Raw genomic sequence first — 20,607 nt, 5'->3', positions numbered from 1 at the left:
CAAACGGCGCGAAAAAGACCCTTGAGATAGAGCGCCTCGAAGAAAACGCACGAACAAAATCCACGACGTTCATCCCGACCAATTCACACGACTATCGGAACGACGATGACACCGAGGATCGCACCCGAACTGTGCGGGCCGTGTTCGCCGAGGAGCACGCGCACCTCATCGCGCTGCCCGAGAATCCGTTTCCGGTCGATGAGCAACTCCTGGTGAGCGTGCGCAAGCAGCCCTACGTGCGCTTCGACCTGAACGACTACTCCATCCCCCACGCCTACGTCGGCAAGACCTTGAGCGTCGTGGCCACGGGCGAGCGCGTGCGCATCCTCGATGGCACAAACCTCATCGCCTCGCATCCCAGAAGCTTCGATCGCGCGGCCCAGATCGAGGAGCCCGCGCACATCGAGGCGTTGGTCACGCACAAGCGCGCCGCGCGCATGCACCGCGCCCAGGATCGGTTGCACCACGCTGCCCCCAGCGCCCAGGCGCTGTTCCTGCGCGCAGCCTCGCGCGGGGTGCACCTGGGCGTGCTCACCCGCGGGCTCATTGCGCTGCTCGACAGCCACGGCGCTGACGCGTTGGAAGCAGCCGTGGGCGCCGCATTGACCGAGGACGCCGCCCACCTGGGCGCCGTGCGCCACTTCATCGACCAGCACGCCCACGCCCGCGATGAACCTCCCCCGATCGCGCTGGCGCTGCCCGAGCGGCTGCGCACCCTCAACGTACGCCCCCATCCCTTGAGCGACTACGATCACCTCAGCCCGGAGAACCCCGATGAGCAAACCGATACCGAATCCGAATACCCCAACGCGCACGACCCCTGAGCTCGACCCCAGCGCAACGCGGCTCGCAACGCTGGGCCTGTACGGGCTACTGGCCAATCTGTCCGAGATCCTCCAAGAACCGTGGCTTGCCCGCGTGATCGAGATTGAAGAAACCGAGCGCGCCCGCCGATCCCTGAAGCGCCGTCTTGCCAACACCCGTCTGGGTAGCTTCAAGCCCATCGCCGACTTCGACTGGCAGTGGCCGAAGAAATGCGATCGCGCTCAGATCGAGGAGCTCTTCTCGCTCGGCTTCATCGCCGAGAGCGCCAACGTCGTTATGATGGGCCCCAACGGCCTGGGCAAATCGATGCTCATCAAGAACCTCGCCCACCGCGCCGTCGTCAACGGCCACAGTGCGCTGTTCACGCTTGCCTCCGACATGCTGCACGATCTGGCCAAGCAGGATTCCTCCGTCTCCCTGGCACGCCGCCTTCGACGCTATACCACACCGAGCGTGCTGGCCATCGACGAAGTCGGCTACCTCTCCTACGACGCCCGCTACGCCGATCTCTTCTTCGAAGTCGTCTCCCGGCGCTACCAGCACCGCCCCATCGTGCTGAGCACCAACAAGCCCTTCGGCGAATGGAACGAGGTCTTCCCCAACGCCGCCTGCGTCGTCACCCTCATCGATCGGCTCATCCACCGCGCCGAAATCGTCGAGCTCGACGGCCAGAGCTATCGCCTGAAGGAGGCCCAGGAACGCGCCGCCGCCAAGGCCAAGGCCCGACAGGCTGGGCGCAAGCACCGGCCCTGATCCCCATGCTCAAGCCCAACGATCTGCCGCTCATCTGCCTGCCCACCGAGCTCTCCGACGAGGCGGCCGCAACCCTCGTCGAGTTCTTGCACGAACTCACCGCCGCGCTCGAGCAACATTACTTCGCCCAGCTGCATCGGTATCACCAGCAGAACCGCCCACTGGACCCCAAGCTCGATCTCGGCGCTCATCACGTCACCCCAAGCGACGAGCCACCCTTCTAGCCATCCCGGCCATTCCGGCCACGATCCACACTCGCACTACCCGCATGGGTCTCAACGCCGGCAGTAACAAAAACCGCGTCCATCCCCAAAATGACGCGGTTCTACGACCCCGGCACCACCCCAAAAGCCACGGGAATGGCCGCCATCAAATGCCTTAACGGATTGCCACAAAAGAAGTTTTCGATCAAATTTTTACCGTCAGGTCGTTCACGATAGCGGAATGAAGATGCGGTTAGCCGGTAACCGATCATCGAACAGCGCACGGGGCCAAGCCCTGAGCGCAGCTCTGCGCACGGCCGGCCAATCATCGAAGTTCGGCCGCTAACCCGATTAGCCGAGGAGATGAGCGGGTCAGACAATCTTCAACCTCTGGAATTCGGCGCGCAGTGCCTGTACCAGTTCACCCAGCGCAATGGCATTGAGCTTGTTCTTGGTCACGAAGGCCCGCCATTGCGCCTGCTTGCCGGCATCCGTGGCGAAAGCGTCGCTCAACCCTGCGGGCACACGTTCGGGCAGCGCGGTTCGACGGCGAGTAAAGGTGGCCTGGATCGCGCGCGCCAACTCCGCATCATCCAGATCGCCATCGCGCAGCAACGTCCACAGGTCGAAATAATCTTTCATGCGGCTGTTTGCCATGCCGAGTGCGCACAGCGCCTGAAATTTCTCGGCGACTACCGTGTACTTGGGATACGCTCGCAGCCTGGGCGCAGGCAGGTCGTCCAGCAAGACGGGATAATTGACTGTCTCGGGTGCTGGCGTCACAACGTCACCAAAGCCGATGTCTATCTGCAGCGAGAGTTGCGCACCGTCCAACGTCGCGCGCAGTTCGACACGCACTCCCCCGTAACCTGCCTCCTTGCGGATCTCCGCCGTCTTGACCGAACCCGCTTCGAACGCAATCCCATCATCGACCTCAATGACGCATACGTCGCGGAATACAGCCGCCACGGAATCGATGTCATCGGGGCCAAAACCGAGCAAGTCGGCATCTCGGGTTGGCCGCTGTGGAACGTCGTACCAGAGCTTGAACAGCAGCGCGCCCTTGAGCAGGAAGTTCGGCGCATGCCTGGATACCGACAAACGATACAGCAGCCGTTCCAGGCCGTAGTGCGTGAGCGTGAGGTTGAAGTCCTGCTTCGCAGCGTCCGAGCGATTTTTGAGGCGGGCGCGGATCGAGGCCGCGCGGTTTTTGCTCATGACGCCGCGATGGTTTCGAGGTAGGGGCGCATGACGTTGGCGACACGATTGACAGCAGCGTAGCGCCACAGGTCATCCATCGTGACCTTGCGCTTGTACCACCCCTCACGCAGGGCTTCAAGGGCCACGTCCAGGCCAATCTTGTTGCGGAACTTGAAGCAATCGGCGATGGTCTTGGCGGCGTTGAACACGGGGACTTCCACCCCGTCTACCTTCAACCGGTCGATGCCTTCCGTCAGGGATGGACCCGACATGCGAATCACGCGCAGTGCGGGCTTGTCGAGCCGGGGTGATAGCATCCGGTGCGGTATGGCGAGCCAGATCTCGTGCGGCGCCTGGGTGCCGATGTCGTGCACGCGTAGCGCTGATACGAGGCAAATGATTCCGCGGGGCACCCGGATCGCGACCTCGGCAAGCGAGCGATTTTCGCTGACTGCTTGGTTGGGTAGGCTGTAGACGCCGCGCCCCACGCGTTCCAGTTTCCCGGCGGATACGAGCCGGGTCAGCGCAATGGTCGGCAGGCCTGCCCGGGCGAGGTCGCGCGCGCGCAGCAGCGGGTGCTTGCGTGCGAGCTGAAGGACGGCCTGTTCGCTGGTTTGCGGCTGGGACACGGAAGGAAGTATGTTGCAATATATCGTCAGAAGTCAATAACTGCATTGATATAACAACACCACCTAACCTCAGGCTCGCATACACTGGGGCCGCCATCGGAGAAAGGGCCTGAGGCTTCGCGAATCCATGCGGCCGGTCGATTCTCGGCGCGCAGCAACAATCTCGCACTCCGGCCCGGGCCGAGGTTTCCGACCCGCGGTCGGAACTGTCCGCGCGGATGCGGGGACTACCGCCGACCGACGAACGCGGCATTGGACGCTGAATCCAGACGGAGACTGCACAGTTCACAAGCGGATTCGTCGCCGCTACGTCTGAGAAGCGGTTGAAGTGGTGGGAGTCCCTGAAATTGTCGGCGCCTCGCTCTGCTTTGCATTCATGCTGTGGCCTTTTGCTCAGGCTAGAAGCCACCTGACTATCTGGCTCACGCCATCGACTGCGAGTTCCACCCAAATAGCAAGTACGGCGAACACGATGGCGATACCGACAGCAACCCTGTGCTTCTTCCTGTCTAGCTTACGCGCGAGAAACTCATACATTAGGCCGGTTCCAAACAGGAGCGCCCCCATAGCGATAAAGTCGCCCGGTCCCCAGTGCCAGCCGTCACCCGCCGGCTTTCCTCTGTCGAGGATGCTCATCACCAGAGGGATCAGCAGGATGCTCCCGGTCACGATAACCGGGCGAACAATAATTGCGTTGCATTTTTGACTAGGCTCTCATCACAATTCTGTGGACACGAGCCCCGCTCTGATTCACCAGGACGCCGCATCGGTTCTATCCTCGCGACGTACGCAGCCAGTTTGTCGAGCGTCGAGTTCAATCCTGCTTGGTGATCCTCAGGCCTTATGCCGACCGGCACGTCCTCACAACGCACCGTGACCCGCGTTCCTGCTTCGTCGGGCTCGAACGCCCAGACAATCCGCATTTGACCGGCGAACGCGGGATCATCGCTTTCGAATGTCACCGCTTGCTCGATGCATCGATCTTGTACCAGGCGAACGAACCGCACGTCGACCTCGTCCGCGTCCGACGAGGTCTTGCCGGGCGCGTGATGCGGATCGTTGTACGTCAAGCGCAGCCGGTAGGCCCCACCCTCCCGAAATTCAAACGCCAGCATACGCCCGGTCATGCCTTGCGGGGGTAGCCACGCTTGCATCGCGTCCGGCTCCGCGAAGATCCGGTAGATCGTCGAGGGCGACGCCTGAATTAATTTCGACGCCGAATCAAACCGCTTGGACATGAGCCACTCCACTCTGCATCGCTACAACGAGAAGGATTTTGCGTGCGCACGCCAGCCGCTAGCCATACGTGACAAGAATCGGAGTGGTTATCGGCCTAAAGGCGGTAGTCCAGTCCAACTGTCGTTCTGGACAATAGCCCGCGATGTCACCGCCCTTGCAGCACCCGCTCGCGGCTGATGAAGTCACGAACCCTGTCCGGCGTCGCGCCTATGATATGGACCGCCTCGCGAAGCTCTACTGGTGAGGCCCGCAACCGTTGCGACCAATAGCGCACGTCGTGCTCGTGTTGCAGATCGACGAAATCGCGCTCTTCGAGTCTATGATCATTTCGGTGATCCATCTCGTACTCCCTAGTCGGGGATTATCGTATGAGGTGCATAGCACATACCCGCGCTTGCTTCACGGGCCCGATACCTATTCGCGATAGCGGTATCTCGTCGTCCGTTTGACCCGGTTGCGCCGTGTATGCCCTTCGTCGTTTTCTGCGCTGAACGATCGACCCGCGCGGGCGCATCCGTGCGCGTATAGAAGTTTTCTTGTTCCAGTGCAGCGCTTAATTTGATCCAGTTACGCTCGGCGGGGATCATCGGCGGGCAAACGATGCTATCTCCCTTGGTTTGACGTGGCCGTTGCGGAAACTGAGTTTAGCGTACCTGGGGCACCGCACAGCCATGCTGGAGATGGTCTCGCGTGCAAGCACTGCATCACTCGTAACAACGAAAGTGGTGAGGAACGCACCCTAACCGGCCGAGCGGCAATCGCAAGTTTCGTTAAGTGACGCACTCACAGTCGCGTGCGGCAAGGTAGTCGCGTGAAAAAAATTCACCACATCGGTTGTTGCATGCTCGCGTCACATGTCGAATTCCTGCCGAGCTTGCAGATAGGATCGAGGCGAGAGGATTGAAAGAGTCCGTGGGACGCGGGGCTACTAGACTCTTCACACGCAAGTCAATCCGCCGCTCCGGCCAAACGCAAGTTGCTCAGAGCTAACGCACACTTGCAGAAACCGGCAAGCGCCTCGAGGCGGGCGAACCGTCTGCAGACCATAGCGAAATCCGGACCAACGGAATCGAGGCAGCCGATGTCCGAGGCGTGGGTGCCGCGAATGGCACGGTGCAACCGCCCGATCTCCGTGTCGGACCTGCCCCCTCGAGCAGGAGTTCGTGATCGGTCTTTCGGCGTCGACCGGATATCAACGATACATGTCCGCCAAGCGGCCCTCGCTAGAGGAACTCAGGCGCCTCGTCGACATCGACCACAAACTCTCGCGACTATCCTCGCGCGAGTGCTTCGCCTACAGAACAGCCGGGACCTGGGTACCGCCAGCCGGCACGGTCATCGGCGGTATGGTTCATTGTGCGGATGGGCATCACGACAGCGACAGGTAGTAGAACTGTCAGACCGACCTTTTGCTCACTTATCTCTCGGGCGGGTGTAGCACGTCACCGAAGCGTCACACGTTGGTAACACCGACGCGGTAGGAGTCGCGGGTGCGCCAAGTGTCCGATCGATCCCCCGCGAAGATCTCCCGGGTTAGGCTCTGCCAGCGTCTTCCAACCAACGCCAGCGGACACGACCTTGTGGTCGGCGACCTGCATGGCCATCGCTCGCTTCTCGACGCGCAACTCGAGCGGCTGCATTTCGACCCTGCGCGCGATCGGGTGTTATCCGTCGGTGATCTGGTCAACCGGGGACCCGAGTCGCTCGCCACGCTGTCGCTGATCGAAGAGCCGTGGTTTCATGCCGTGCTCGGGAACCACGAGCTGATGCTGCTAAACTACCTCCACTACTACGATAGCCGCACGCATTCGAGAAAGGCGTTTGCGTGCGGCAGCGGACAATGGATCCACGAGGCCATCGCGAAGAACAGGAAATTCCTCGGGAAACTGGCCGATCGCCTTGCCGCGTTGCCGCTGGCGCTTCACGTCGAAGGCGCGGTTTCGTTCAATGTCACGCACAGCGCGCTGCTGCCGATCGGCTTACGGCAGAAGCGCCTGCTCCGCGACGAGACGGTCTGCGTTCACCGGGCCGACGCGGCGACGTCGTCGCGCCTCAACATCGGCGAAGCGCTGACGTCCGGGCTGTTCGGCCTGCGCTTCGCCGAGCATTCGGTGCAGATCAGCGATACGCCCATCGGCGCATTGCCGATCACGTACGTCGGACACTCGCCGATCCGGCATGTGACGGTCCACAACTCCTACGTCTATATCGACCAGGGTGTCCGCGTGCATCCGGGCCGGTCGGAGTGTCGACCGCCGACGGTGATCGACCATGCGAAGTTCTCGTTCTGGCTCGGCGGCGTCGTCACCGCACGCGAAAGGATGTCCACGGGCGCCGGTGCGTGAACGTGACCCGCGCAGGTTGCGGGTACCGGTGACGTCGCACGGGGGCGCGGTGAGCAGCCAGACCGAAATCGAACTGAAGTTCCTCGTCCCGCCGTCGTCGCGCGCCGCGCTGGCCGCCGAGATGGGGCGCGGATCGGCGACGCTCGAGCGGCGCACACTGGCGACGGTGTACCTCGATACCGTCGACCGGCGGCTGGCGCGATCGGGCATCGCCTGGCGCATGCGACGCGAAGGACGCCGCTGGATCCAGACCTTGAAGGCCGGGGGCTCGAGTGCGCTCGAGCGTTTCGAGCACGAGGTGATTCGCCCGGACGCAACCTGGAATGCCGGCGCCCACGCGGACACCGCCGTCGGCGACCGCTTGCTCGGGATCCTCGGCGACGCGCACGACGAGGGCATCGAAGTCGGCGCGCGTTTCAAGACCGAAGTTCGCCGCACGGCGCGCCGGATCCGCACACGCGGATCGGTCGTCGAAGTGGCTTTCGACGAAGGCCGGCTGCTGGCTGGCGAGGCCCGGGAGCGGATCCGCGAGGTCGAGTTCGAGCTGATCTCGGGATCCGCTCGCGCGATGCTGCGGCTCGTCGAGCGATGGCGCAACCGCTTCGGCCTGATCTACGACCCACGCAGCAAGGCCGAGCGCGGCGACCGGCTGTCCGACGGATCATCGTTTCCGCCGGTGCGCAAGGCGCACCACCCCGACTACTCTGACGAAGCGACCGCCACCGAGGCGCTGGGCCTGGTCCTCGACGAATGCCTGGCGCAGATTACGCGCAACGCGATCGGGCTGATTGAAGGCGACCCCGGCTCGCGCGTCGAACACGTCCACCAGATGCGCGTGGGCATCCGCCGGCTGCGCAGCGCGCTGCGCAGCTTCGCGGACTGGACGCCCGCGCCGCCCGACGCGCTGGTTGACGGACTGCGTGCGCTGTTCGCCGCGCTCGGCGAGTCGCGCGATAGCGATGTCCTCGACACCGGCGTCGCGGCGGAGCTCGTAAGGGTCGGCGCTCCGGCGCTGACGGTGCCTGTCGGAGCACCTGGGCCCGATCCGGTCGACGCGTTCCGCGCCGATGCCGTACAGCGATTGTTCGTCGCCTGGATCGATTGGCGCGCGAGCCTTGCCGAGCCGCCGGCGTCGCAGCCGTCGGAGCGGGGTGCTTCGGAAACGGACGCTTCCGGCGTCGAGGCGCTGACAGCTGCGGTGCACGTCGGAGCGGCCGACGGCGGGCAAGCTGGCGAACCGCCGCGACCCGGTGACAACGCGAAATCCTTCCACCGAAACATCGAGCGACGGCTGCGCAAATGGCACCGCCGCATCGCCGGCGATGCGAAGGCGTTCGGCGAACTCGAGGACGAGCACCTGCATTTGGTGCGCAAGCGCGTCAAGCGCCAGCGCTACGCGGTGGAGTTCTTCGCACCGGTGCTAGGCCGGCGCAAGGTCGAGCGTTACCTCGGGCCGCTCGCCGCGATCCAGGACCGGATGGGCGAACTCAACGACCTGTACGTGGCGAGGGTGCGCTACCAGGCGTTCGTCGCATCGGAGCCGGCGGCTTGGTTCGCACTCGGCTGGCTGGCCGCGCGCATCGAGGAAGTACGCGCGTTCGCGAAGCCCGAGCTCGAGCGACTCGCGAAGACCGATCCGCCGACCCGCTGAGGCCGGCGGGCCCTTCGGAACGAACGGGAGCGGACGTAGCCCGGAACCGCTGTCGGCTCGAGCCGACCAACACGTTCCGAGCGCCGCGGCCCGAGCAAGAGAGCACTTTTACCGTCACACCAAAATCGCGTCTACGAACCCCCTGAGCCATTGATTCAACAATACTTCTGGCCGATTTTTTTACCGTCAGGCCCCTTACACCGGTTGACGGTAAATTATTTGAAGCCGTGCCACGCCAAATTTTTACCGTCAGATTTACCGTCAATCGCATTGGCATACCCGAAAACTGCATTCACCATCTATCGACATCTATCGAGGACGATCGGCGCTTACGAACAGCCCACCTTTCGAGGTGTATCGACATCTATCGGACACAGCGCCGTTCGTGAGCGACGTCAGCGAGCCCTCCTGCGGGTCGAAATGGCCCGGAAAAAGTGCCGACATCAAATTGAATAACTCATTGTCATTCCATACATATTCGTCAATTCTTTTACCGTCACAACGCCCATTTGAAGGCGCCAGGATCTCGAAAAACAAAGGAAATGGCTGCCATCAAACGCCTCAACTGATTGTCATGTCGTGAGTTTTCGACCAAATTTTTACCGTCAGATCGCTCGCGCAGCGAATTGAAAATACCAATGGCGGGCAACCAACCATCGTGCAGCGCACGCTGCCCCACCTTAGCGTGGGTCTGCGCGTGGACGACGATTCTTCGGGAGTGAAGCTACCCTGCTTGCCGAAGAAAGGCGCGAGTCAGACAAATCTTCAATCGCCGGAATTCGGTGCGCAGTGCCTGGACGAGTTCACCCAGGGCAATGGCATTGAGCTTGTTCTTTGTTACGAAGGCCCGCCATTGCGCCAGCCTACCAGCATCCGTGGCGAATGCGTCGCTCAATCCCACGGGCACGCCTTGGGGTAGTGGGGTTCGACGGCGGTGGTTTCTGGCGGGCGCCCTTGGTGGAGCGATCAGTCGAAAATGGAAGTATTCCCGGCTGGCATCAGCTTGCCCAGCCGGTCGTAGACCCGGCCGTCGCGAAGCGCGAACCAGATCCTGTCCTCGTCGTTGAGCCTGTTGCGCACACCTCATCTTCCTCATGTCCTGCATCAGCTCTGTCTGTCGGCCTCACGCTTCACCTCCCAAGGGAGGCGCAGCATAAAACCGGACAGATCACGTGCTAAGACACCGGACCTATCATGTGCTCGCGACATTGGATCGGTGCATGTATTGCGGTCGATCGTCGGTTCACTTAGACTCTTCAATCATTCTGATTAAAGGCGATTCAGTTATGGACACGCGCGTCGTTACCACTCATCTTCCCGAAGATCTCGCGAAAAAGCTCGACGGCTTGGCCGAGCGGCTCGATCGGCCAAAGGGATGGATCGTGAAGGAAGCCATTGCCTCATTCATCTCCCTCGAAGAGCAGCGGCACCGGCTCACGATCGAGGCTCTCGCCGACGTTGATGCCGGCCGCATGCTTGATCACTCGAAAGTGGAGGCATGGGCTGATAGTCTGGGCAAACGCAAACGCCGTGCACGAGATTAGTTGTGGCACTGAAGTGGACCAGCAAAGCACATTCCGATCTCGTACGCCTGCACGAATTTCTCGCGCCGATCAATGCGCCCGTCGCTATTCGAGTAGTTCGTCAGTTACTCGCTGGAGCGAAACGGATTCCCACCCACCCTCGCCTCGGAGTCCGACTACCCGAGTTCCACCCGCGTGAAGTAAGGCGAGTATTTATCGGTGACTATGAGATTCGATATGAAGTCGTGGGCGCGGACGTCTATATCCTTCGGCTGTTTCATACCAAAGAAGATAGATAATCAGACTGACACTGGTCGATTCTCGGCGCGCAGCAACAATCTCGCACTCCGGACCGGGCCGAGGTTTCCGACCCGCGGTCGGAACTGTCCGCGCGGATGCGGGGACTACCGCCGACCGACGAACGCGGCATTGGACGCTGAATCCAGACGGAGACTGCTCAGTTCACAAGCGGATTCGTCGCCGCTACGGCTGAGAAGCGGTTGAAGTGGTTGGAGCCCCTGAAATTGTCGGCGCCTCGCTCTGCTTTGCATTGATGCTGCGGCCTTTTGCTCAGGCTAGAAGCCACCTGACTATCTGGCTCACGGCATCGACTGCGAGTTCCACCCAAATAGCAAGTACGGCGAACACGATGGCGATACCGACAGCAACCCCAGATGCGTGAGGATGCGGCCGATCACGCTCGGCTCTTCGATGACGGCGATGATCTGGAGCCTGCCGCCGCAGTTCGGGCAGTGTTCGAGATCGAGCAACATTTGGAAACGTACGGTGCAGGAGGGCCTGTGGTTCGTCGGCGCGAGGACCAGCGTTGGATCGGAAGGCCCGTCCAGGCCCGCTGAATTTTGCTCGACAGTTCACGCGGTTGAACGCTCGTGCGGGGCAGGTACCCAGCGCCCGGCTATGCGGCCATGCGAGTTATCAATTCGAGTGCGATCGGTCACACCTTCCCTGGGAAATCTACTTACGCATATGTTCTAGAGGCATTTTTTTTCAAAATGCCCTATCATCGGCCGAAGTAAACAAGCCATGACCATAGAAAACCATCCCCGTGATTAGAGAAGGTATAGCAGTTCGTTGAGATTCGCCGATCTGGTGCGCTTTTTTGGATAACGGTGCCCATAATGTCGTTGGGATAACCTCGCTAGGTTAGAGAAATGCGCGGATCGGATGTGATGCAGGAGTCGCTGTTTGCGACCAGAAGCGTGGCGCGCTTCCTCCCGGCCGATCATCCGCTGCGAGCGGTGCGCGATAGCTTGAAAGTTGCGCTCAAGGGCATGGATGAGGTGGGGGCCGACAAGGCCTACGACAGCGCCGATTTCATCGAGGCGTGCCCGCGAGATCGGAGTGACCCCGCATGTGGCCAGAACACCACTCGACGCGAAAGCGCGATTGATGCACGCACCACACGCCATCCCGGCCACGAAATCAGCCAAGTCGTGCGCAAGCTGATCGAGACCATCTTCGGGGATGCGAGGCAACACGGGACGCTGCGCCAGCTGAAGCAGCGCGGCTTGGATCGAGCCGATCAGGTGTTTTGCCGTGGCGATGACTTGCGTCGTTTGCCGACACTGATCGCCAGCTCGGGATGAATCATGGAGAGGTCCCTCCAATGCACGTAAATCAACTGCAAACGAGCCGTGCAGAACCCCAAACGGGTCCAATTCAGAGCCACGATGCATCGAATCAACTCGCCGCCTGTCGTCAGGTGACCATACTGGCGCTCATGTTCAAGCGCTTTTCAACGAACTGATAACGCTGTCATGTCCGTATTGCTGGAAGTCAAAGATCTTTACACGCAATTCGATACCTCGGACGGCGTTGTCCGCGCCGTCGATGGCATCGATTACATCGTCAACGAAGGCGAGACGATCGGGATCGTTGGAGAGTCAGGCTGCGGAAAATCCGTGGGAGCGCTGTCGATCCTACGCCTGATTCCCAATCCGCCCGGCAGGATCGCGAAAGGCAGCATCCGTTTCGCAGGCAAAGACCTGCTCACCCTGAGCGATGCGGAAATCCGCAAAGTACGCGGGGCGCAGATCTCCATGGTATTTCAGGAGCCCATGACATCGCTGAATCCGGTGCTGACGATCGGCCGACAACTGTGCGAAGGCATGGAGTTGCACCTGGGTTTGACCCCGGAGCAGTCGCGGGCACGCGCGGTCGACTTGCTCGGCATGGTCGGGATTTCGGAGGCCCCGCGGCGGCTTCTGCAATACCCCCACCACCTGAGCGGCGGCATGCGCCAGCGTGTGATGATCGCGCTCGCTCTATCTTGCGAGCCGAAGCTCATCATTGCCGATGAGCCGACCACGGCGCTCGATGTCACCATCCAGGCGCAAATCCTGGAGCTGATGCGGGAACTCACCAAACGCTTCGGCGTCGCATTGATCATCATCACGCACAACCTCGGGGTCGTGGCCCGCTACGCCGATCGCGTCAACGTCATGTACGCGGGCAAGATTGTGGAAAGCGGAACCGCTTCGGACATCTATCACCGGCCGGTTCATCCCTACACGTTGGGGCTGTTGCGCAGCATCCCGCGCATGGACGTGCCGCGCGGCCAGCGCCTGATTCCGATCATCGGTCAGCCCCCTGACCTCACGCGGAAGATCGAAGGTTGCGCCTATCGGCCGCGCTGCAGTTTCGCGGTGCCTCGCTGCGCCCAGGACGCACCATCGCTCGAGACCGTCACGAGCGGGCACACATCGGCTTGCTTCGAGAAAGCCCGGCTGATGAAGCCGCTCAAGGAGGCCTCATGAACGTGGTCGAAGACCCAACGGCGCTGTCCGCCGCCGTGAAGCCCGCACAGCCGTTGGTCGAAGTGCGCAACCTGAAAATGCACTTCACGGTCGGGGTCGGAATGTTTTCCGGCCGGAAGTCGGCAACGATCAAGGCGGTCGATGATGTGAGCTTCACCATCGAGCGCGGCGAAACCCTGGGCCTGGTTGGGGAATCCGGCTGCGGCAAGACCACCACGGGGCGTTGCATTCTGCGTCTCGAAAAGCCGACCTCCGGTGAGATCATTTTCGAGGGCCAGAACCTGTGCAAGATCGACCGCAAGACGTTGAACGAAAAGCGCGAGCGCATGCAGGTCATTTTCCAGGACCCGTTCAGCTCGCTCAACCCGAGGATGAAAGTCGGCGATATCATCGGGGAACCGATGAAGGTCCATGACATCCATCCGAAACAGGCGGTCCGTGACCGGCGTGTGGCGGAGTTGCTTTCGGTATGCGGGCTAAATCCCAAGTTCATGAACCGCTATCCGCACGAAATGAGCGGTGGTCAGCGCCAGCGGGTGGGCATCGCGCGCGCACTGTCGCTCAACCCGAATTTCATCATTTGCGACGAGGCGGTGTCCGCACTGGATGTTTCGATCCAGGCCCAGGTGGTCAATCTGCTGGAAGACCTGCGCGAACAGTTCAAGCTTTCGTACCTGTTCATCGCCCATGATTTGAGCGTGGTGCGCCATTTGTCCCATCGGATCGCAGTGATGTACCTCGGGCGGCTGGTGGAACTCGCCGATTCGGACGAACTGTTCACCAATCAGCTGCATCCCTACACCCGTGCTCTTCTCGAGGCGGTGCCGATACCGGATCCAGATATCGAGAAAACGCGTGCTCATCGGGTCATGAAGGGCGAAATACCGAGCCCGATCAACCCGCCTAGCGGCTGCGTGTTCAATCCGCGCTGTCCGCTCGCGGCCGAAAGCTGCCGGCAGGAAGTGCCGCAGTTGCGGGAACTCAAACCGGGGCACTGGGTCGCCTGTCCGCGCGTGTAGGCAATGTTGCGGTTCGACCCGAAATTTAAGGGAGCGTGACCGTCATCGGGAAAAGATGATTTATCGAGCGAGGAGAACGCTATGCGAAGCATCCGCATGAAATCGGTGTGTGCCGCTGTGGCGGTTTTTGCATTCGGCGTCGGTGCAGCAGGTGCCGCGGAAACGCCAAAGCGCGGCGGCGTCCTCAACTACGTCGTTCCCGCTGAACCACCGGGCTACGATGGGCACCGCGAGAGCACCTTCGCGATGCTTCAGCCGATCCGCCCGTATTACAGCGTTTTGATCCAGGTGAACCCGGACAATCCTGCTTCGACCACGGACTTTGTCTGCGACGTCTGCGTGGGCGGGGTGCCTAAGCCGACGGACGACGGGACGACTTACGCGTTCAAGATTCGCGACGACGTTAAATTTCACACGGGCGAAACGATGACCGCGCAGGACGTGGTCGCCTCGTACAAGAAAATCATTTGGCCCCCGGAAGGCGTGAGGAGCCATCGCAAAGCGATGTTCAGCATGGTCGAGAGCGTGACCGCCCCGGACGACCACGCCGTGGTATTCAAGCTCAAGTTCCCGAGCAGCGCCTTTATTCCGGTGCTCGCCATCCCCTTCAACTGGATCTACCAGAAGAGCGTGCTCGACAAAGACATTCACTGGTACGAAAAGAACATCAGCGGCAGCGGGCCGTTTATCTTCAAGGAATACCAAGCCGGTGCGTTCATGCGCGGCGAGCGCAACCCGAACTACTACCACAAAGGCCAGCCTTATCTCGACGGCATCAAGGCGATCTTCGCCAGCAGCCAAACGCTGCGGGTGCAGGCGATCCGCGGCGACCGCGCCGCGATCGAGTTCCGCGGTTTCCCGCCGGCGTCGCGCGATGACCTGGTAAAGGCGCTCGGCAAGGACATCACGGTTCAGGAAAGCGTCTGGAACTGCGGAGTCACCTTCGTGCCGAATCACAAGCGCAAGCCCTTCGACGACGTGCGCGTGCGCAGGGCGCTGTCGCTGGCGGTGGATCGCTGGGGCGGTTCCAAGTATCTTGCCAAGATCGCGCTCGTCAAGACCGTGGCTGGCATCACCTACCCACACAGCCCGCTCGCACCCAGCAACGAGCAGCTGCAGCAGTTGGCAGGCTGGTGGCCCGACATCAAGAAGTCTCGCGCAGAGGCGCGCCGGCTGCTCAAGGAGTCGGGGGTGGATTTGTCGAAGGAATACTACTTCCTGGTGCGCGGTGTCGATCAGCCCTACAAGATCGTGGGCACCTGGCTGGTCGATCAGTGGAAGCAGATCGGATTCAAATTCAAGCAGCACACGCACCCGACTGGGCCTTTCTACAACATACAGCGCAACACCCGTGAGTTCGATGTCTCGATCGACGCCAACTGTAATTCCATCGTCAACCCGCTGGTGGATACCGCCAAGTACGTTTCGTCCGACCGCGCGGCCAACAACTACGGGGGATACATCGACCGAGATGCGGATGCGATCTACGACAAAATGCTGCGCTCGACCGACGTCAACGAACAGAAAAAGCTGATGTGGGAATACAACAAGCTCACGTTGGACACGCACGCCAATCAGTTCATAGTGCTCTGGTGGAACCGCATTATCCCTCACCGTTCGTACGTCAAGGGATGGAAAATCGGCCCCAGCCACTACTTGAACCAGGCGCTGGATAACGTGTGGCTCGACAAGTGATGGAGGAGGAACGATCGCGCTGCTGGCCGCGACTCTTTCGAGCCGGGGGCAGCAGCGCACTCGTTTAATACATCATGCGCAGATACATCATTAAACGCCTGCTCCTGGTAATCCCGACCCTGTTCGGAGCGGCGGCGCTCGTGTTTGTCATGCTGCGCCTCATCCCGGGCGACGTCTGTGAAATTCGCATGGCGGGAGAGGGGGGCTACTACGACCAGGCAACCATCGAGCAATGCCGTGAGGAGATGGGGACCAACAAGCCGATGGTTACCCAATTCGTGGATTTCGTTTGGGGCCTCATGCGCTTCGACTTCGGCATTTCCATGTGGACCGGCCAGCCTGTCCTCGAGGAAATCGCTCTGCGCTTCGAGCTTTCGCTGCAGGTGGCCATCATGGCCACGATTATCGGGGTCATCATCGCGATCCCCCTCGGCACGATTTCCGCGGTCAAGCAAAATACCTGGATCGACTACATCGTCCGCGGCATAAGCATCGCGGGGATCGCCACCCCGTCGTTCTGGCTTGGGATCATAATTATCCTACTGTTGCTCGTGACCACGCAGCATGTGCTCGGCACGCCGTGGATGCCGCCGATCACCTATAGACCGATCTGGGAAGACCCTTTCTACAATCTTTCCATGCTAATCTGGCCCACGGTGGCGACCGGCTACCGCTACTCTGCGGTAGTGACGCGTATGACCCGCTCGGCGCTGCTCGAGGTCCTGCGCGAGGACTATGTGCGCACTGCGCGCGCCAAGGGTCTCTGGGACAAGGTCATTATCCGACGCCACGCCCTTAAAAACGCGCTGCTGCCGGTGGTTACCATCGTCGGTTTGGAGTTCGCGTTCCTCATGGGGGGCTTGGTGGTGACAGAGCAGGTGTTCAACCTGAACGGAGTCGGCAAGCTGTTTCTCTCCTCGGTACTGAACAACGACTACACCATGACCCAGTCCCTGGTGATGCTGGTGGTGATGATCTTCGTGATGGTGAATTTCGTGGTGGATATCTGCTACGCGTGGCTGGATCCGCGTATTCGCTATAGCTGAGGAGAGTCCCGTGAACACGGAAGCGATTGCTGTAGGGATGGGGGGTGCCAATCTAGAAGCGGAACTTGTCCCACCGAGGCGATCTTTATCGGTGAAGCTGCGCAAGTGGGTGAGCGACCAGCCGCTCGGGGCGGTAAGCGCCGTCGGCGTGATCGTGATGATTGTCATTGCGATTTTCGCGCCGCAAATTTCACCTTACGACCCGGTGGAGACGCACTACGAAACGATGATGCAAGCGCCGAGTGCGGAATACTGGCTCGGTACCGACCAGTACGGGCGCGATGTCCTGTCGCGCATCATCTGGGGCGCGCGCACTGCGCTGTACATCGGCTTTACTTCCGCCATTCTGGGAGCGACGCTCGGACTGATCCTCGGCGTCGCCAGCGCCTATTTCAGCGGTTGGTTCGACCTCGTGTTCCAGCGGATAATGGACGTGTTTCTCGCGTTTCCGCTCATCATCCTGGCGCTGGCCGCGGTCGCAGTGTTCGGCACCGGCCCCGACAAGGTGATCCTGGCGATCATCTTCCCGTTTGTCCCGCGTTGCGCGCGCGTGGTCCGATCCGGTGCACTGGCGATTCGCGAGATGCCCTACGTAGATGCGGCCCGGGCATTGGGCTACGGCCACATGCGTATCATTATGCGCCACATGGTACCGAACTGCATGGCGACGTACCTGATCATGCTGACGACCTTTCTTGGGCAGGCGATCCTGATCGAGGCATCTCTTTCCTACCTCGGTCTCGGCGTTCAGGAGCCCACGCCGGCGTGGGGTCTGATGCTGCAAGGCGGCGCGGAGGAGTACGCCGAGAGTGCAATTTGGATTGCGGTCTTTCCGGGGCTCGCGATCACGCTGGCCGTTTTTGCGTTCAACCTGTTCGGCGACGCTCTCAGGGATACGCTGGATCCAAAGCTGCGCTCGCGTTAAGTACATGTGGGTCGGAGGGGATGCCGACTGCAAACGTGAACATCGGTTTTTTCGGACCGCCCGCAATGCCAAGCTCAGCGTCGCGGTCCGGTCGAGAGCGCTAGGGATCCTTCGGAAATCGGGGGCAGACCCCGTTTTCTTGACGGTGGCAGATTCCGTGGTGAACATCCACTACTACGCGTGCCTCGATCCGCGTATCCGCTAGGGTAGCGCTTCATTCTGTTTGGAACTTAAGCGGCGATGGGCACAGAATGACTTTCTGCAGGATCTCGCGGGCTTTGGCAGTCCAAATGAATGGATTCGGGTCTTTGTTGTGTTCCTCGACGTATTGAGGAGAGCTTGGTGTCCGGAGAAGCAATCGCGGCACAGCTGCCTGGCGGCGACATAGAAGCCGAATTGGCCGCGGCAAGACGGCCTGTTTCCAAAGCGTTCAGTTCGTGGCTGCGCGCTCAGCCGCTCGGCGCCGTGAGCGCGCTCGGCATCATTTTCATGATCTTCATTGCGGTGTTCTCGGCGCAACTCGCGCCTTATGATCCGGTCGTGCCCCACTACGATACGATGATTGCAGCGCCAAGCGCGGAATATTGGCTCGGCACCGACCAATACGGACGGGATGTTCTATCCCGCATTATCTGGGGCACCCGCACTGCGCTGTACGTCGGCTTTACTAGCGCCATTCTGGGCGCGACGCTCGGGCTTATTCTCGGTGTGGCCAGCGCGTATTTCGGCGGCTGGTTCGACCTGCTGTTCCAGCGGGCGGTGGATGTGTTTCTTGCATTTCCGCGCATCATCCTCGCGCTGGCCGCGGTCGCGGTTTTCGGCACGGGGACGGACAAGGTGATCATCGCGATCACCCTCCCGTTCATCCCGGAATGCGCTCGCATGGTGCGATCGGGTGCGCTGGCGATTCGCGAGCTGCCCTACATAGACGCTGCGCGCGCCCTGGGCTACGGTCCCATTCGAATCATCCTAAGGCACATGGTACCGAACTGCATGGCGACCTACCTCATCATGCTGACCAGCTTTCTCGGCCAGGCGATCCTGATCGAGGCGTCTCTGTCCTACCTCGGACTCGGCGTTCAGGAGCCCGAAGCCGCTTGGGGCTTGATGCTGCAGGGCGGCGCAGAGGAATACGCCGAAAGCGCGATGTGGATTGCGGTCTTTCCGGGGCTCGCCATTACGCTGGCCGTATTTGCATTCAACCTGTTTGGCGATGCCATGCGCGACACGCTGGACCCGAAGCTGCGCTCCCGTTAGCCAGACTCGGTCAACGCGTATCCCCTATTTTCGACGGCGATGTTCGCTGTGAGGAGCCCGACGCCATCCTCCACCTGTTGTCGGGCTGCAATCCGGGTCAGCGCCTCACGTGGTGGAAAGCCGCTTCGACATCGATCTCGAACACTGCCCGAACTGCGGCGGATCATCGCCGTCATCGAAGAGCCGAGCGTGATCGGCCGCATCCTCACGCATCTTGGGGGATACCTGCGCGTGCGCCGCCACGCGCTCCGGCGCGGCTGCCGCAACTCATTCCGGCAACCCTGATCGTCACCACAACGACGGCTCTGCGACCAGGGCCGGCGCCTCGGCTCTGCCCGCGTTCGTGCGACGCGCTCAAACTGCGCGGGCCTGAGGCGATTCGGCTCGATAGAGGGCTCGACGAGTCGTCGCGAGCGGGGAGTATAGACCAGCGTGACGCACAATCCACCTGGTCCATGGTGTACGCGACATCGCCGGCAATCTTGAACCCCCATGGGCGCGTTTGAACTGTCCGCCAGCCCAGGAATGCAGGCATTTGCCGTTCAGATCGAACACCACGACCTGCGGATTTTTGTACGTTCATTTCACCCGCGATTCCATACTACGCAGCGGTCAATTGACCCCAACGCCTTCAACGATCTCCTGCATGGCAGCGTATGCCGTTGTCCCCTCCATGCAGCGCTCGACATCGACGCGGAAGCCCTTGGCGGTGTAGCTATACTGCGAGGCGTTCAGGGCCTCGAGCATCCGCGAACTGAATTCGCGCAACTCCGCCACTTCGCTCGAAGAAATTTGCTCCACGGGGTTAGGCGACTTTCCCAAAGCTCCGAGCAAGTCCAGTGCTGCCAGTCGAACATCGCTCCTTCTATTCAGGAAAAAAATCTCCAATATTTTCTCGCGTTGCAGCGCGCTATTTTTGACGAGCTCCGCTTTCAAGAGGAAGCGAAGCAGGTTCAGGCCGATAATTCGCGTTTCCACTTTTTCGGCATGAATCCAATTCATCGCCGCATCTGCGAGAAGCTTGATTCCGGACTCGCTCCTTTCGTCGGCATCGAGCAGTCTGCACAAAAGAAAAGCAGTCCGCCAGCATTGATCCGCGATCTCGAGATCGTACTGGGTTTTACGGGATAGTCGATTGATCATGGTTTCAACTCACGCGCTCTTCGTACGCGGTTAAGCCTATGGACGCCGCGCGAGCATGCAATACTGATTCAAGTTACGCGGGGCCGCCGGATCGACCCGCGTGGACATGAGACACTCCACTCTGCATCGCTACAACGAGAAGGACTTTGCGGGCATCCAGATCGTCAACCCACTTCGCGAAACTCAACAACCACCAGCTAAAGCTGGTGGGTTAGGTATTGCGGACTGAAAGTCCGGATACGCATCGCCTAAACGACGCGTCTTAGTCGGGCTCCATCCTGAAATCGTCGTTCGGCTTCGGCTCAAAGTGATGCTCCAGGTACTGCTTGATCATCTCTTCGGTCATCTGACCCACCGTCGCACAAAAATACCCTCTC

The 20,607-nt window shown here is 60.8% G+C and carries 20 protein-coding genes; 13 read left to right on the top strand and 7 right to left on the bottom strand.

The window, feature by feature from the left end; genetic code table 11:
• Window positions 1-774: 774 nt before the first annotated feature.
• A complete protein-coding gene (locus GEV05_24495) occupies window positions 775-1,578 on the top strand; it encodes an AAA family ATPase (GenBank protein ID MPZ46487.1) in 804 nt (267 codons plus the stop codon).
• Window positions 1,579-1,583: 5 nt separating this feature from the next.
• Window positions 1,584-1,802 carry a hypothetical protein gene (locus GEV05_24490; protein MPZ46486.1) on the top strand — a complete coding sequence of 73 codons (219 nt, stop codon included), beginning with the start codon at window positions 1,584-1,586 and terminating at the stop codon, window positions 1,800-1,802.
• Between the two features lie 351 nt (window positions 1,803-2,153).
• Here the strand turns inward: GEV05_24490 and GEV05_24485 are convergent, their stop codons facing one another.
• The 5 genes from GEV05_24485 to GEV05_24465 form a co-directional block, all read right to left on the bottom strand.
• The gene (locus GEV05_24485) at window positions 2,154-2,999 is read right to left on the bottom strand and encodes a nucleotidyl transferase AbiEii/AbiGii toxin family protein (protein ID MPZ46485.1); all 846 of its coding nucleotides are present in this window, start codon (window positions 2,997-2,999) and stop codon (window positions 2,154-2,156) included.
• Window positions 2,996-3,610, bottom strand: a complete 615-nt coding sequence (locus tag GEV05_24480; protein MPZ46484.1) for a transcriptional regulator — start codon at window positions 3,608-3,610, stop codon at window positions 2,996-2,998. Before GEV05_24480 ends, GEV05_24485 begins: the two co-directional genes overlap by 4 nt.
• A gap of 393 nt (window positions 3,611-4,003) precedes the next feature.
• Complete coding sequence (locus tag GEV05_24475) at window positions 4,004-4,279, bottom strand: hypothetical protein (GenBank protein MPZ46483.1); 276 nt, start codon at window positions 4,277-4,279, stop codon at window positions 4,004-4,006.
• Complete coding sequence (locus GEV05_24470) at window positions 4,276-4,848, bottom strand: ATPase (GenBank protein MPZ46482.1); 573 nt, start codon at window positions 4,846-4,848, stop codon at window positions 4,276-4,278. Before GEV05_24470 ends, GEV05_24475 begins: the two co-directional genes overlap by 4 nt.
• A gap of 146 nt (window positions 4,849-4,994) precedes the next feature.
• Window positions 4,995-5,189, bottom strand: coding sequence for a DUF3606 domain-containing protein (locus tag GEV05_24465; GenBank protein ID MPZ46481.1), 195 nt, complete (start codon window positions 5,187-5,189; stop codon window positions 4,995-4,997).
• 1,183 nt (window positions 5,190-6,372) lie between these two features.
• Between GEV05_24465 and GEV05_24460 the strand changes: the two genes are divergently transcribed.
• The 11 genes from GEV05_24460 (at window position 6,373) to GEV05_24410 (ending at window position 19,087) form a co-directional block, all read left to right on the top strand.
• A complete protein-coding gene (locus GEV05_24460; protein MPZ46480.1) occupies window positions 6,373-7,194 on the top strand; it encodes a hypothetical protein in 822 nt (273 codons plus the stop codon).
• A complete protein-coding gene (locus GEV05_24455) occupies window positions 7,121-8,845 on the top strand; it encodes a CHAD domain-containing protein (protein MPZ46479.1) in 1,725 nt (574 codons plus the stop codon). The genes GEV05_24460 and GEV05_24455 overlap by 74 nt, the downstream gene beginning before the upstream one ends.
• A 1,286-nt stretch (window positions 8,846-10,131) precedes the next feature.
• Window positions 10,132-10,389 (top strand): ribbon-helix-helix protein, CopG family, encoded by a 258-nt coding sequence (locus GEV05_24450; GenBank protein ID MPZ46478.1) that lies wholly within the window; start codon window positions 10,132-10,134, stop codon window positions 10,387-10,389.
• A 2-nt stretch (window positions 10,390-10,391) separates the two neighbouring features.
• Window positions 10,392-10,667 (top strand): type II toxin-antitoxin system RelE/ParE family toxin, encoded by a 276-nt coding sequence (locus GEV05_24445; GenBank protein ID MPZ46477.1) that lies wholly within the window; start codon window positions 10,392-10,394, stop codon window positions 10,665-10,667.
• 873 nt (window positions 10,668-11,540) lie between these two features.
• On the top strand, window positions 11,541-11,975 hold the full coding sequence (locus GEV05_24440) for a hypothetical protein (protein MPZ46476.1): 435 nt from the start codon (window positions 11,541-11,543) through the stop codon (window positions 11,973-11,975).
• Between the two features lie 171 nt (window positions 11,976-12,146).
• The gene (locus GEV05_24435) at window positions 12,147-13,145 is read left to right on the top strand and encodes an ATP-binding cassette domain-containing protein (GenBank protein MPZ46475.1); all 999 of its coding nucleotides are present in this window, start codon (window positions 12,147-12,149) and stop codon (window positions 13,143-13,145) included.
• Complete coding sequence (locus GEV05_24430) at window positions 13,142-14,164, top strand: ATP-binding cassette domain-containing protein (protein MPZ46474.1); 1,023 nt, start codon at window positions 13,142-13,144, stop codon at window positions 14,162-14,164. Before GEV05_24435 ends, GEV05_24430 begins: the two co-directional genes overlap by 4 nt.
• 81 nt (window positions 14,165-14,245) lie before the next feature.
• Window positions 14,246-15,859, top strand: coding sequence for an ABC transporter substrate-binding protein (locus GEV05_24425; GenBank protein MPZ46473.1), 1,614 nt, complete (start codon window positions 14,246-14,248; stop codon window positions 15,857-15,859).
• Between the two features lie 74 nt (window positions 15,860-15,933).
• Complete coding sequence (locus GEV05_24420) at window positions 15,934-16,905, top strand: ABC transporter permease subunit (GenBank protein ID MPZ46472.1); 972 nt, start codon at window positions 15,934-15,936, stop codon at window positions 16,903-16,905.
• A gap of 37 nt (window positions 16,906-16,942) precedes the next feature.
• On the top strand, window positions 16,943-17,830 hold the full coding sequence (locus tag GEV05_24415) for an ABC transporter permease subunit (GenBank protein MPZ46471.1): 888 nt from the start codon (window positions 16,943-16,945) through the stop codon (window positions 17,828-17,830).
• A gap of 294 nt (window positions 17,831-18,124) precedes the next feature.
• Window positions 18,125-19,087, top strand: a complete 963-nt coding sequence (locus GEV05_24410; GenBank protein MPZ46470.1) for an ABC transporter permease subunit — start codon at window positions 18,125-18,127, stop codon at window positions 19,085-19,087.
• A 612-nt stretch (window positions 19,088-19,699) separates the two neighbouring features.
• On the opposite strand, the gene GEV05_24405 is transcribed toward GEV05_24410, so the two are convergent.
• On the bottom strand, window positions 19,700-20,230 hold the full coding sequence (locus tag GEV05_24405) for a hypothetical protein (protein MPZ46469.1): 531 nt from the start codon (window positions 20,228-20,230) through the stop codon (window positions 19,700-19,702).
• 262 nt (window positions 20,231-20,492) lie between these two features.
• Window positions 20,493-20,607: IS200/IS605 family transposase (locus GEV05_24400; protein ID MPZ46468.1), on the bottom strand; the 115-nt coding region annotated here is incomplete at its 5' end.

It is taken from the genome of Betaproteobacteria bacterium, assembly GCA_009377585.1.
Lineage (GTDB): Bacteria > Pseudomonadota > Gammaproteobacteria > Burkholderiales > WYBJ01 > WYBJ01.
The sequence above is the reverse complement of the archived record's forward strand: the minus strand, read 5'-3'. Positions and strand labels throughout refer to the sequence as shown.